Here is a 13,097-nt window from a genome sequence, read left to right as displayed (position 1 = left end):
CACTGCGCCTGACTAGACGCCGATCCGAATCCCACCACCCCACGGGGCACTATCCCAGCACGATTGCACGCACCTCGCTCCAGAGCGCCTCTATGGCCAGGGCCCACGTAGATCTGCCCGCTGACGCAGGTGATGAGCTTGATCTACAGGCCGCCCTCGACGAGGTGGAGCCCTCTAAGTGTCCCTTGGTTGCTATGTGGAAGTGAGGTCTGGGTTACGACGAACTTGTGTCCGACAAGACCTTCCCACCGTCCTCCGTGGAACAGTTCGATCCCCGGCCTCGTTTGTCCGAGCCACCCAGAGAGCAACCGCGGAGGCTCCGGCAATCACAAGAAGTCGATGATTCACGACCGCCGACCCCTGATGAACTCCCCCAGCGCCCGCCATGACTCACGACCGTATGGCGGCTTCCATCCAGCTGAGGTTAGCCACGAATCGGCTTGGTCCTGACCGAACCACAGCATCTCGACACGCCGGGCGTTGGCCGCGACGGCCGGGACCTTACGTCCAGCCAGCTCGAGGCCACTGCACACCCCCCGAGCGAGCGCACGGGGAACGACGAAAGGCCGTTTACCGCCGAGCAATTCCATGACGTCCAACGACGTCAATCCCTCCCAGGGATGAATGACAATGGCTGGCGGTTCCTTGTCCGTGGTGGCTAAGAACGCGATCGCTGACGCAACGTTGCCGATGAGCGCTTGTGGGCTGTGCTGACTTCCCGGCGCCGCCACTGTCGCCAGGGGGGAACCGGCGATCTTAGCGGTCATCGCGGTTACCCGGCGGCTCTCTGCATGCACACTCGGAGGGCGATAGATGGTCGCGGCCGGCGATTCTTGCCGGACTAGGCGCTCGCCTTCGGCCTTCGAGTACGCATACGCGGAGAACTCTTCCGTGGCATCCGTCTCGTCGAGCTGGGGACGCCGCCCTTGGACAACGGCACTACTTACGTGGACCATACGCCTAACGCCAGCGCGCGCTGCTGCCCGAGCAACTATTGCCGGGGAGATTGCATTGGCTGCAATCAGTTCGCCGCCGTTCTGCTCGGAGGCATCGGGATTGCCCGAGCAGTTTACAACTGCATCGAGCCCCTCAAACTCCGATACCAATTCGTCGGCTCTTACACCCTGCGCTTCAAGACCGCCGGCAGCGTCTGCGTGCGCCACGCGCGGCGCACGCACCTCTGCTATGTCGTGTCCCTGCTCGGACAGCACCCCTTTGACTGCGGAACCGACAAAACCTGACGCGCCTACAATTGCTACCTTCATCGACGGACCCGCTTTCGACTGCTCGCTGCCATTTCCAGTACCGACACAAGGCGGCCTGCTGAGGATTCTTCGGAAAACACCCGCTCGTAATATTCGCGACCGGCGCAACCCATTGCCGCCGTCCCTTCCGGGTCGTCGGCCATCTGAGTCACCACTCTGGCGAGGTCATCTGGGTCCCCGGGGCTAGATGTCCGCCCGGCCCGGGATTCCTCGATGACGGTGGCGGCGTCCCCGCGAACGGTGCCGACCAATGGCTTGCCCGCCGCCAGTGTCGCCTGCAACTTGCTCGGCAATGTGATACGGAACAAGGGCAGGTCCTGGAGTGAGAGGAGGTGGAGATCCCCCAGCGCGAGCACCTTCGTCATGGCCGAGAACGGCTGCGATGGGACAAAGACCACGTTGTCGAGGTGCTTCTCTGCAGCACTTCGTTTGAGGGCCTGCTCCATAACGCCCCCTCCCACCAAAGCGAACTGGATGTCGGTGCGTGCCTTTAGCCGCTCTGCGGCGGCCAACACCACGTCAAGCGCCTGAAATTCACCAAAATTGCCCGCATACATCACGACGAAATCGCGGTCCAGACCGAAGGAGCGGCAAAGCTCGTCGTCCTTCAGTTCTGGACGGAAAGTTGTTTCATCCACCCAGTTGGGAGTAAAGGTGATCTTCTCCGACGGTATTCCTCGCCCTTGAATCGATTCAGCCATCCCCGGCGAAATAACTGCAATGTGCGCTGCCTGCCGGTACACAGAGTCACAGAATCGGTGCAGCGTCCGCTCAACACCGGAGGATGAACTGTCGCCCAGGAATCCACTGGAGGTGACCGTGTCCGGCCACAAATCTTGGATCATGGGAACGAACGGCACCCCGTACACGGACTTTGCGGCGAGCGCAGGTACGGCGACCGTGGCGGGTGTTGAGTGCACCAGCACTACGTCTGCACCACGAAGCACCCGTGAACCGACGGCCGTCGCCCCCGCAGCAAAGCTGGAGTAGTTGAGAATTCTCGAGATCGCTCTCGACTCGTGGGTCGGAATGAGTGGCGCCCGGTGCACCGTCATCCCGTCGCGCACCTCGCGCTTGTACGGCGCTATCCCGTACCCGTCATACAAGCGCCCCTCCGGGTAGTTCGGGAAGCCGGTGAGAACCTCGACGTCGTGGCCACGCGCAGTGAGCGCTCGGGCAATGATCCCCGGAGTAGCGGCCGAGCCAGTCTCGGGATCGAACCACTGCGTGACGTACCCAATCTTCATACAAGACCACCGACCGTTGGTTGCACAGATTCGGCCCTCGAGTCTTCAGTGCGTTTCAGGAGTCTGGGCGCGGCGAGATCGACCGTCATGATAGGCCCGGTTGTGGCAGCACTGTGCGCCGATCGCCCAGCCGCACCACGAACCGCGGCCACGCCGGCCACTAAGGCAGATACCACCCAGTGCGGCCACCCGGTTTCGCACTCAAGTCGCTGGCGAGCGTGCTCTAGATGAGCTGCGGTCACTGACTCACCGTGTAACGCTCGGCGGACGAAAGCAGTCTCGGCACCAGCGCGATTTAGTTCGCGGCTGTCCCGCCGGAGATCCCGTTGATGCCGCCCATGGAGTTGAACGCGTGAATTCTCACTGGGAGCATGATGGTGCCAAGTGCAGTTCCTGCCAGACCACCCGCTCTTGCGCCGGTCACCACACCGGCAAAGGTTGGGGCTTCCCAACCGCGGCACAGGCCCAAAACCTGAGACATCGTCTTGACGTCCCACCGTACTCAGAGCGCCGCTGGACCCGATCCATTCTGTAGAGGGCCCGTTCCTACGACGCCGCCCCTCCAGCGAGCCTTCGAGCGCACCGGCCGCACACACCATACCACCGCCCCGAGGTGACTGGATAGCGTACGTAGTTCGGTCATTGGTGTGATCAAGACCTCGACGCCGAGGAAGCCAAGACCTCACCAGGAGCCCGCTCGCATCGGTGGGAAAAGTGGACACCAGGAGCACGTCGAGACTGGGGGACTTCATGGCAAGAGGGTCTCACAACAAACGGTTCCGAAGGCGCTGGCGGCAACTTCCCCGCTTCAAGGGGGTAGTACCCCCACGTGGTTGAGATTTAGGCGCGGCACACCTCGAGAACGCTCGGCCCATTAGAGTCGAGCAGGTCGACCGCCAGCCGACCTACCTGCTCAGGAGTCAATTCAGTGTCACCTCGCTTTTCCGGTGCGACCATTGCGATCACCGGAGGTACCGGCTCGTTTGGGTCAACGATGGCCCGTCACCTCCTCGACCAAGGCGTGGCGAGTATCCATATCTTCAGCCGCGACGAAGCCAAGCAGGACGAGATGCGGTCGCGGATGGACGAGCCCCGCCTCAAGTTTTTCGTCGGCGACGTTCGTGACCGAGAGAGCGTCGAAAACGCCTTTGTCGGCGCAGACTTCGTTTTCCACGCCGCCGCACTCAAGCAAGTTCCATCCTGCGAGTTCTTCCCAGACCAGGCCGTCAAGACCAATGTGGATGGCAGCCGAAATGTCATCGCGGCGGCCCATAAGCTAGGCGTGAAATCAGTGGTGTGCTTGTCTACAGACAAGGCAGTGTACCCGGTCAACGCGATGGGCATGTCCAAGGCGCTCATGGAGAAAACAGCCCAGGCGTTCGCGCGGAACAACCCAGACTCAAAGACCACCGTGTCGGTGACCCGGTACGGCAACGTCATGTACTCACGGGGGTCGGTCATACCGCTCTTCGTACGTCAAATCCGCGAAGGCAAACCCCTCACACTCACCGAGGGCTCTATGACCCGCTTCCTCATGAGCCTGCAAGAGTCTGTGGACTTGGTCGAACATGCCTTCTTCAATGCCGAGCCGGGCGATCTCTTCGTGAAGAAGGCTCCCGCCTGCACTGTCGACACGCTCGCACGTGCCACGGCCAAGGTCATGGGCGTCAGCGACCCGGCAATCGCTCGAATCGGCATCAGGCACGGCGAGAAGATGTACGAGACCCTCCTTTCGCGCGAGGAGATGGCTAAGGCGACCGACCAGGGTGACTACTTCAAGGTTCCGCTCGATGCCCGGTCTCTGCAGTATTCGGTGTTCGTAGAGGAGGGAGATTCAGAAGTCCAACACGCTGAAGACTTCGACTCGAACAACACCGAGCAGATGAGCGTTGAGCAGACGGCCCAGCTCATCGCGGCACTACCCGAGATGCAGCATGCTCTGTCGGAGATTGCTCGATGAAGATCGTCCTTACCGGCGCTCAGGGCTTTCTCGGCTGGCACACACGCCTCCGCCTCGCGGCACTCACCGAGCACGAGGTCATCCCGGTGACTCGAGCGAACTGGGCGCAGCTACCCGTTCTCGTCGCCGAGGCTGATGCACTCATCCACCTCGCTGGAGTGAATCGGGCTGAGACCGACGACGAGGTCGAGAAAGGGAATATCGGCCTCGGGAACGATGTTGCCCAAGCGATTTCGGCTGCGGCCCGACCGCTGAGGGTCATCATGTCGGGAACGATCCAGGTCGAACGAGATAACGCTTACGGTCGAGGCAAGCTCGGGGCTCAACGCTCTATCGCTGACGCCACCATTGCCGCTGGCGGCCGATTCGTCGACGTCTGCCTTCCGAATCTCTTCGGCGAGCATGGACTTCCGAGGTACAACTCGTTTGTAGCAACGTTCGTCGAAGCAACCATCGATGGCAACACTCCCCGAATCAATGACAACTGCGTTGAACTACTTCACGCCCAGGACGCTGCCCAAGTTCTCGTCGATGCTCTCGACGCGAACGAGGACTATCTCAGGCCAGCTGGAAAACTGACCGGGGTGGCGGATGTGTGGCGGCTCCTGCAAGAGTTTCACAACTCGTATTTTTCGATTGGAGAGATCCCGGACCTCAGCTCTAAGTTTCGAGTCGACCTCTTCAACACTTATCGTGCAAGCCTGTTCCCCGAGCGATACCCCATTAGCCTCGTACCGCATTCCGACCCCCGGGGATCATTCGTTGAGACAGTCCGGTGCCGCGGTGGCGAGGGGCAATCGTCCTTCAGTACTACTGACCCGGGCATTACTCGGGGCGAGCACTATCACCTCACGAAAATTGAGCGGTTCGCTGTGATCCAGGGAACCGCACGAATTAGCCTCCGCAAGATGTTCCACGACGAGGTACTGGATTTTGACGTCAGCGGCGACGAACCCGTGGCAATCGACATGCCCGTGGGATGGGTTCACAACATCACGAACATCGGCCAAGGCGTCCTACTAACTCAGTTCTGGAGCCACGAACTATTCCGACCGGAGGCTCCCGACACGTTTGCTGAGCCAGTCCGTCCAATAACCCAGGAGTCCGCAAAGTGAAGGTCATGACCGTAGTCGGGACTCGACCCGAACTCATCCGTTTAGCCAGGGTTATCCACCGGCTTAACAATACTCCCGGCATCGACCACATCCTGGTCCACACTGGACAGAACTACGACTATACCCTTAATCAGGTTTTCTTCGATGACCTCGAGATTAGGCAACCGGATCATATGCTCGGAGTGGACACATCCAGTCTCGGCACCGTCCTAGGCGGTACACTCATCGCCGTCGAAAAGGTACTAAAGGATGAGCGGCCGGATGCCGTCCTCGTTCTTGGCGATACCAATTCCTGCATCGCGGCCTTGATGGCCCGCCGTATGAAGATTCCGACCTACCACATGGAAGCCGGAAACCGTTGCTTTGACCTCAACGTGCCTGAGGAAACCAATCGACGCATGGTCGACCACGTCTCAGACTTCAACTTGGTCTACACCGAGCATGCGCGACGCAACCTTCTGGCTGAAGGCCTGCATCCTCGTCGAATTTTAAAGACCGGATCACCAATGCGCGAGGTCCTCAACACGTACAGGGACCAGATTGAAGCTTCCAACATCCTTGCCGAGCGGAATTTGAAGCAGGGCGAATACTTCCTTGTCTCGGCGCACCGCGAGGAAAATGTCGACTCCCCCGAACGCCTTCGGATGCTCCTTGCTTGCCTTGTTGCCGTGCACTCACACTTCGGCCTCCCTGTATTCGTCTCCACTCACCCACGCACACGCAACCGGCTGGAGCAACTCCCTGACTGGATCGAACCCGAGGGCATCACTTTCTCAGAGCCTCTCGGCTTTCACGACTACAACAAACTGCAACTCTCTGCCGCTTGCTGCTTGTCAGATTCGGGAACGATTGCCGAAGAGTCCCTAATGCTTGGCTTCCCTGCGATCACATTACGAGATTCAATTGAGAGACCAGAGGCGCTCGACACCGGCGGAATAATGATGACGGGACTTCAGGCCGACGGAATCGTGTCCGCTGTGGAGGTTGCCATGGAATCGAACTTCACTACCGAAGGCTTAGGCGAATTGACGCCCGACGATTACCTGATCAATAACACTAGCGAGCGGGCCGTAAAATTCATTATCTCTACGGCCCGCAGGCACCATCAATGGGCTGGAATCAGAGCTTACTAGTCTTAGTCAAGTCCAATTGTGCAATACGAGTAAGATAAATCAGGAGAATTGCTTTGCGCTTGACAGTGTTTGGAACCGGGTATCTGGGTGCCACGCATGCCGCCTGCATGGCCGAGTTGGGTCACGAGGTGCTGGGGGTGGACGTCGACGAGGCCAAGATCGAGCGACTCCGTGCCGGTGAGGTGCCCTTCTACGAGCCGGGCCTGCCCGAGATCCTGCGGCGGCACGTGGAGTCGGGGCGGTTGCGGTTCACCACCGACTACGCCGAGGCGGCGGCGTTCGCCGACCTGCACTTCGTCGGGGTGGGCACCCCGCAGCGCAAGGGCGAGTTCGCCGCGGACACCTCGTACGTGGAGGACGTCGTGGCACGGTTGACGCCCCTGCTGACCGCGGACGCCGTGGTGGTGGGCAAGTCGACGGTGCCGGTGGGCACGGCCGCGAGGCTGCAGGGGATCGCCGACTGGCACGCACCCGACGGGGTGGGCGTCGAGGTGGTGTGGAACCCCGAGTTCCTGCGCGAGGGGTTCGCCGTGGCCGACACGTTGACGCCGGATCGGATCGTGATCGGTCTGGCCGGCGGCGAGAGTGCGCGGGGGCTCGCGAGGGAGCGGGTGGAGGAGGCGTACGCGCCGATCCTGGAGGCCGATCCGTGCCCGGTGATCGTCACGGACCTCGCAACGGCCGAGTTGGTCAAGGTGAGCGCGAACGCGTTCCTGGCCACCAAGATCAGCTTCATCAACGCGGTGTCGGAGGTGTGCGAGGCCGCCGGGGCGGACGTGACGGTGCTGGCGGACGCGATCGGGATGGACCCGCGGATCGGGCGGCGCTTCCTGGGGGCGGGGCTGGGCTTCGGTGGAGGGTGCCTGCCCAAGGACATCCGCGCGTTCATGGCCCGGGCCGGGGAGCTCGGTGCGGACGAGGCCATGACGTTCCTGCGGGAGGTGGACTCGATCAACATGCGTCGCCGCGAGCGAATGGTCGAGCTGACCGCGGAGGCGTGCGGGGGCACGGTCCTCGGCAAGACGGTGGCGGTGCTGGGGGCGGCGTTCAAGCCGGACTCCGACGACGTACGGGACTCGCCGGCGCTCAACGTGGCGGGGATGCTCTCCCTCAAGGGCGCGCGGACCGTGGTGTACGACCCGCAAGCGCTCGGCAACGCGCGAGCCCTGTTCCCCACGTTGGACTACGCGGAGTCGGCAATGGCGGCCTGTGGGGGTGCGGACGTGGTGCTGGTGGCCACCGAGTGGCCCGAGTTCGTGGCGCTCGACCCGGCCCAGGTGACCCGGGTGGCACGCGGCCGGGTCCTGCTCGACGGACGCAACTGCATGCCCGCCGACCGCTGGCGGGCCGCTGGATGGACCTACCGCGCACTCGGACGTGGCGTTTCTCGAAGCACGCTGGGGTGACAAAGTTGTCGACAGTGCCAATGCGCGACAAGCCCATCGTAGCGATTCTGACGCCATACTTCGTCCCCGCGTTCCGTGGGGGCGGGCCCATTCGCACAATCGATGCGATGACATCAATCCATGCCAACTCTTATGACTTTATTGTCTACTGCAAGAATTTGGATTTGGGCGAGTCGAGGCCCATGCATGTTCCAGTTGACAAGTATGTTCACAGAGAAGGCAAGAGGGTGTGGTACGTCGACTGGGAATCTACGCTAAGCAAACTTGCACTTTTCAAGCAGCTTCGCAGTCAGCCTGTCGACTTCTTATACCTCAATAGCATATTCGCAACCTTTTTTTCGATACTCCCACTGGTCGCCTGGAAGCTAGGGGCAATCCATCCCAAGTCAGTGGTAGTTGCCCCACGTGGAGAACTAGGAATAGGGGCACTTGCACTTAAGTCAAGAAAGAAGTCAATTTTTCTCAAGACTGCTCGTCTATTGAAGCTGCACGATGGGGTCCACTGGCATGCATCTAGCCCGAACGAAGCGACTGAGATACTAAACCTTTTTCCGAACGCGATAGTCCATGTGAGGGAGAACGAAGTACTTCTTCCTCCACACCCCCTAGAGCCGGCCCAAGAGTGCACTTCTCTGACGCTACGTGCTGTATTCGTAGGGCGACTATCGCCCAAGAAGGGGCTGCACCGCTTAATATCTGCTCTCCGAGAGCAAGATGCTCTAATCCACCTTGACATTTACGGCGAATACGAGGACGCGTCTTACAGGGATCAGATTTCTCAACAAATCTCACTTCTTCCCCCTAATGTTTCCGTCCTTTTTCATGGCGCCCTGCCGCATGAGCACGTGCGTGCCGCCTTTCAAGTTTCTGATGTGTTCTTTTTCCCCACAGCTCATGAGAACTTTGGACACACAATTGTAGAAAGCCTCTCGGCAAGCTGTCCAGTTGTGATTTGCGATGTGACACCGCTCACCGAGGTAGTCCTTCGCGGAGGCGGCGACATACCGCCAACTAACTCCATCGAAGACTGGCAGCTCGCCATCAACGCCTTTGCCAAGACTTCACCCGAAGAGCGCGCGAACCGGCGGACAATGGCAGGTGAAGCGTACAAGAATTGGCACAACTCTAGGAACGATGAATCGGTGTTCCACTTAGTGCAAAACTCACTGCGCGCTGACTAGTGTCATTCATCCACGACGGTCAATCAGCACCAAGACTTTAGTTTTCAAGTAGACAGCTACCAAGCTGATGCTAACCGCCGACTCTACTTCATATCGGAACGCCCACACTTCCCGCCGGTCCTTGCGTTATTGCAACTCTCGGCCCCAAGTGGCGCAGTAACTCTACTAGAAATCGACGAGCGGCATGTCGCCTAGGTTCGAGTGGAGTCGGTCATTGCCATAACCACTCGACCCATCATCGAGATTCCGGTCCGATTTTGAAGGTATCGGGCTATCGCCAGAGCTGCGAGAACGATGGTCAGGTGCGCCTCGATCGACTTGCGGGTGCTGCGAAAGTTCGGCCGCGCCTTTAGATCAGACTCGGCTGGCAGATAGCCGTACTTGGTACGCCTAGTCCGGTAATCGGGTACTGCGATTCTGGGGAGCCGGTACCGGCCCGTGTGTGAGCGGGCCGGTACGGCTGGGGGTTACTCCCAGTAGCCGGTGGTGGCGCGGGCTTGGTCGTCTCGTTGGCGGCGCATGTCGACGTCGCCGAGGTTGATCTCGCGGGCGTTGTTGGCCAGGCGGTTGACGATGGAATCTGCCGCTACCCGGTCGGGTAGCGCTTCGAGCCAGTACGCCGGCCTGGATTGTGAGGCGATCATTGTCGGCAGTCGGTGTTCCCGGTTGGCCAGGACGGCGAACAGGTCGTTGGCGGCTTCGGGGTCGATTCCCACGGTGAGGAAGTCGTCAATGATCAGCAGCTCCACGTCCGACAGGTCGTTGAGCATCTTCTGGTGGCGGATGCCGTCGCCGCGGGCGATCACCAGCCGGCGGGCGAGTTCATCCATCCGGGCGTAGGTGACGGTGTGCCCGTTCTGGCATGCGGCGATGCCGATCGCGCAGGCCAGGTAGGTTTTCCCGCCGCCTGTCGGTGAGATCACCAGCAGGTTGGTGGGGTCTTGCCTCCAGTGGCGCCCGGCGTAGCGTTTCATCCGCACCGGGGTGATACCGGCCCTTCCGGCTTTAGAGTGCGTTGATTCGGTTCTGGAGCTGTCCTGAGTGAGTATTGGCTGTTCTGAGCGCCAGTCGTATGGGCTCTGGGAGCCGGCGGCGGCTTGATACGTCGGACGACGTCGGAGCCATCGTTATTCGCGTTCAGAGCCACCTTCTTAGGCTCCTCCCGCCGGGTGTAACGGGCACCTGGCGGAAGGAGCAGTTCCCAATGGTAAGGAAGATCAAGGCGAAACTCGTCTTGCAGTTACGCGCCGACGGCCTGTCGGGGCGGGCGATCGCCGCTTCGCAGCAGATCTCGCGCAACAGCGTCGCGGCAGTACTGGAGGCCGCCGATGCCGCCGAGCTCAGCTGGGACGACGTCGCAGATCTACCGGACGGCGAGGTCTACTCGTTGTTGTTCCCCGGACGGGGTGAGCACGAGAGCGTCTTCGCTGAACCCGACTGGGCCGAGGTGCATCGGGAGATGGCTCGGGTCGGGGTGACCATGAAGCTTCTGCACGGCGAGTACACCGACCGCTGTGCCACTTCGGGCTCCCCGGCGATGGGCTACGACCGGTTTTGCAAGCAGTACCAGCAGCACGTGCAGGTCGCCGGGCTGGCCTCCCGGGTCGGGCACAAGGCCGGGCAGACCGTCGAAGTGGACTGGTCCGGCCCGACCATGCAGCTGACCGACCCCGTCACCGGGGAGTCGAGGCGGGTGTACCTGTTCGTTGGGTGCCTGCCGTTCTCCCGCTACGCCTTCGTCGAACCCACCCTGGACATGAAGCAGGACACCTGGCTGCGCGCTCACGTGGCGATGTTCGAGTTCTTCGGCGGCTCGGTCCCGCGGATCGTGCCGGACAATCTCAAGACCGGTGTGATCACCCATCCCCGCGAGGGCGAGATCGTCCTCAATGACGCCTACCGGGAGATGGCCGCCCATTATTCGGCTGCGGTCCTGCCCGGCCGGGTGCGCAAGCCCAAGGACAAGCCCAGCGTGGAGAACACCGTCGGGAATGTGGCCACCTGGATTATCGCCTCCCTACGGACGCAGACGTTCGCGACGCTAGCGGAGTTGAAGTCCGCGATCTGCGGTCAGCTTGAGGCGTACAACGCCGAGCCGTTCCAGAAGCGGGCAGGTTCCAGGGCCAGCGTGTTCGCCTCGGAGGAGAAGGACCTGCTGCGGCCGCTGCCGGCCACCGGGTACGAGATCAGTCGCTGGTTCTACGGCCGAAAGGTCGGGCGCAACGGGCACGTGTCGTTCGCCCGGAACTACTACTCGGTGCCGTACCCGCACGTGGGCGCCAAGGTCGACCTGCGCATCACCGAGTCGATGCTCGAGGTGCACCGCGGCCACCAGCGGCTGTCGAGCCACGTGCTGCTACCCGAGACGGTGGTCAACGCCTACCGCACCCACGATGCGGACTTGCCGGCCGGGCCGAAGTATCGGCAGTGGGACCAGAGCAGGGTCCGCGAATGGGCCGAACGAGTCGGCCCCTCGGCGCTGGTGGTCGTGGACAGGATCTTCGAGTCGGTGCCCGTGGCTGAGCAGGGCATCAACCCGGCGCTGGCGGTCTTGCGGTTGACCCGCCGCTACTCCACGGAGCGGGTCGAAGCCGCATGCCGGATCGCGTTGGCCGGGCCGATCCGCTCTCCGCGGTACGCCCACCTGCGCCCGATCCTGGAAACCGGGCAGGACAAACCCGCCCCACCGGCCGGGGCTCCGCCCGCGGAGGTCGGCGGCTACGTGCGCGGCGCCGACTACTACGCCACCGGAGGTGCCCGATGAGCAGGCTCGACCCTGAGACTCGGCGCAAGCTGCGGGAGATGGGCGCCACCGCCCTGCTGGAGTCGTTCGAGGCCCGCGATGAGACCCTCATGCTCGGCCTGGGATTCGACGACCAGGTCAAGATCGTCGTAGACGAGGCCCACTCGGCGTTCACCCACGCCAAGGTCGAGGGCCTGATCCGGCGAGCCGGCCTGCGCTACCCGAACGCCGACCTGCGGCGGCTGGACATGCTCCACGAGCGGGGCCTGGACCAGAGCGTGATCGCCCAACTGGGCACGTGCTCGTTCATCGACCGGCACCAGAACGTCGTCTTCCAGGGCTTCACCGGCTCCGGCAAGTCCTACCTCGGCTGCGCCCTGGCCAAGCAAGCCTGCACCCACCGCATCCGGGCTCACTACATCCGGATGCCCGACCTGGCTGAGGCGTGGGCCCTGGCCCGCGACAAACCGAACGGCACCTCGACGTTCCTGAAGAAGTACGCCGCCTTCACGCTGCTCGTACTCGACGAATGGCTGCTCGACCCGCCCGATGAAGGGATGCGCAGCATGCTGCTCGAGCTCCTCGAGCGCCGCTACGGCCACGCCTCCACCGTGTTCTGTACCCAGTACGCCCAGAAGGACTGGCACCAACGGCTCGGCTCCGGAGTCCACGCCGACGCCATCATGGACCGCATCGTCCACAACACCCTCTGGATCGAGACCGGCACCTTCAACATGCGAGAACACACCGCCGTGAACTAACCCCACAAGCGGCGCGAGAGAGCCGGTGGCTCCCACCCCATCGGCCACCGGCTCTCAAAGCCAATAACGGTGGCTCCCAACCTCAATACCCGGTGGCTCCCACACCCTCAAATACTCACTGAGTGGATGAGTGATCGCACGATGTAGTGCTTGAGGTTGCGGAAACCTAGGGCGATTCCGCGGAGGTGCTCGAGGCGCCCTTTGATGGCCTCGACGGGGCCGTTGGAGGCACCCACGTCGAAGTAGGCGAGGATCTCGCGGTGCCGCTTCCACAGCGACCGGCCCA

Annotated in this window: 11 protein-coding genes; 7 read left to right on the top strand and 4 right to left on the bottom strand. The window is 61.8% G+C overall.

Annotated features, from left to right (window positions below; genetic code table 11):
* Positions 1-344 precede the first annotated feature (344 nt).
* Entirely contained in the window at positions 345-1,265 is a 921-nt protein-coding gene (locus tag NR111_RS17675; protein ID WP_256821562.1) for an NAD(P)-dependent oxidoreductase, read from the bottom strand.
* Positions 1,262-2,512 (bottom strand): glycosyltransferase family 4 protein, encoded by a 1,251-nt coding sequence (locus NR111_RS17670; protein WP_256821561.1) that lies wholly within the window; start codon positions 2,510-2,512, stop codon positions 1,262-1,264. Before NR111_RS17670 ends, NR111_RS17675 begins: the two co-directional genes overlap by 4 nt.
* A gap of 928 nt (positions 2,513-3,440) precedes the next feature.
* Between NR111_RS17670 and NR111_RS17665 the strand changes: the two genes are divergently transcribed.
* The 5 genes from NR111_RS17665 (at position 3,441) to NR111_RS17645 (ending at position 9,307) form a co-directional block, all read left to right on the top strand.
* A complete protein-coding gene (locus NR111_RS17665) occupies positions 3,441-4,472 on the top strand; it encodes an SDR family NAD(P)-dependent oxidoreductase (RefSeq protein ID WP_256821560.1) in 1,032 nt (343 codons plus the stop codon).
* Positions 4,469-5,587, top strand: coding sequence for an NAD-dependent epimerase/dehydratase family protein (locus tag NR111_RS17660; protein WP_256821559.1), 1,119 nt, complete (start codon positions 4,469-4,471; stop codon positions 5,585-5,587). The genes NR111_RS17665 and NR111_RS17660 overlap by 4 nt, the downstream gene beginning before the upstream one ends.
* 5 nt (positions 5,588-5,592) lie before the next feature.
* Positions 5,593-6,720 carry a non-hydrolyzing UDP-N-acetylglucosamine 2-epimerase gene (gene wecB, locus NR111_RS17655; protein ID WP_256821564.1) on the top strand — a complete coding sequence of 376 codons (1,128 nt, stop codon included), beginning with the start codon at positions 5,593-5,595 and terminating at the stop codon, positions 6,718-6,720.
* Positions 6,721-6,773: 53 nt separating this feature from the next.
* The gene (locus tag NR111_RS17650) at positions 6,774-8,126 is read left to right on the top strand and encodes a UDP-glucose/GDP-mannose dehydrogenase family protein (protein WP_256821558.1); all 1,353 of its coding nucleotides are present in this window, start codon (positions 6,774-6,776) and stop codon (positions 8,124-8,126) included.
* A gap of 107 nt (positions 8,127-8,233) precedes the next feature.
* Positions 8,234-9,307 (top strand): glycosyltransferase family 4 protein, encoded by a 1,074-nt coding sequence (locus NR111_RS17645; RefSeq protein ID WP_256821557.1) that lies wholly within the window; start codon positions 8,234-8,236, stop codon positions 9,305-9,307.
* A gap of 467 nt (positions 9,308-9,774) precedes the next feature.
* On the opposite strand, the gene NR111_RS17640 is transcribed toward NR111_RS17645, so the two are convergent.
* Positions 9,775-10,281 (bottom strand): ATP-binding protein, encoded by a 507-nt coding sequence (locus tag NR111_RS17640; RefSeq protein WP_256821556.1) that lies wholly within the window; start codon positions 10,279-10,281, stop codon positions 9,775-9,777.
* 230 nt (positions 10,282-10,511) lie between these two features.
* Between NR111_RS17640 and istA the strand changes: the two genes are divergently transcribed.
* Together istA and NR111_RS17630 are read left to right on the top strand one after the other, a co-directional pair.
* Positions 10,512-12,071, top strand: a complete 1,560-nt coding sequence (gene istA, locus NR111_RS17635; RefSeq protein ID WP_256821555.1) for an IS21 family transposase — start codon at positions 10,512-10,514, stop codon at positions 12,069-12,071.
* On the top strand, positions 12,068-12,811 hold the full coding sequence (locus NR111_RS17630; RefSeq protein WP_256821554.1) for an ATP-binding protein: 744 nt from the start codon (positions 12,068-12,070) through the stop codon (positions 12,809-12,811). Before istA ends, NR111_RS17630 begins: the two co-directional genes overlap by 4 nt.
* Before the next feature lie 107 nt (positions 12,812-12,918).
* Here NR111_RS17630 and NR111_RS17625 read toward each other — a convergent pair.
* Positions 12,919-13,097: transposase (locus NR111_RS17625; protein ID WP_256821563.1), on the bottom strand; the 179-nt coding region annotated here is incomplete at its 5' end.

The organism is Dietzia sp. Die43, assembly GCF_024519835.1.
In the GTDB taxonomy this organism is placed as follows: Bacteria; Actinomycetota; Actinomycetes; order Mycobacteriales; family Mycobacteriaceae; genus Dietzia; species Dietzia kunjamensis.
This window is presented reverse-complemented; position numbering and strand designations above follow the sequence as displayed.

What these genes read in the sequence shown, in the direction of transcription:
- wecB (WP_256821564.1), top strand. Translation starts at nt 5,593, where the DNA reads ATGACCGTAGTCGGGACTCGACCCGAACTCATCCGTTTAGCCAGGGTT.
- NR111_RS17670 (WP_256821561.1), bottom strand. Translation starts at nt 2,512, where the DNA reads ATGAAGATTGGGTACGTCACGCAGTGGTTCGATCCCGAGACTGGCTCG.
- NR111_RS17645 (WP_256821557.1), top strand. Translation starts at nt 8,234, where the DNA reads ATGACATCAATCCATGCCAACTCTTATGACTTTATTGTCTACTGCAAG.
- NR111_RS17660 (WP_256821559.1), top strand. Translation starts at nt 4,469, where the DNA reads ATGAAGATCGTCCTTACCGGCGCTCAGGGCTTTCTCGGCTGGCACACA.
- NR111_RS17675 (WP_256821562.1), bottom strand. Translation starts at nt 1,265, where the DNA reads ATGAAGGTAGCAATTGTAGGCGCGTCAGGTTTTGTCGGTTCCGCAGTC.
- NR111_RS17630 (WP_256821554.1), top strand. Translation starts at nt 12,068, where the DNA reads ATGAGCAGGCTCGACCCTGAGACTCGGCGCAAGCTGCGGGAGATGGGC.
- NR111_RS17640 (WP_256821556.1), bottom strand. Translation starts at nt 10,281, where the DNA reads ATGAAACGCTACGCCGGGCGCCACTGGAGGCAAGACCCCACCAACCTG.
- istA (WP_256821555.1), top strand. Translation starts at nt 10,512, where the DNA reads ATGGTAAGGAAGATCAAGGCGAAACTCGTCTTGCAGTTACGCGCCGAC.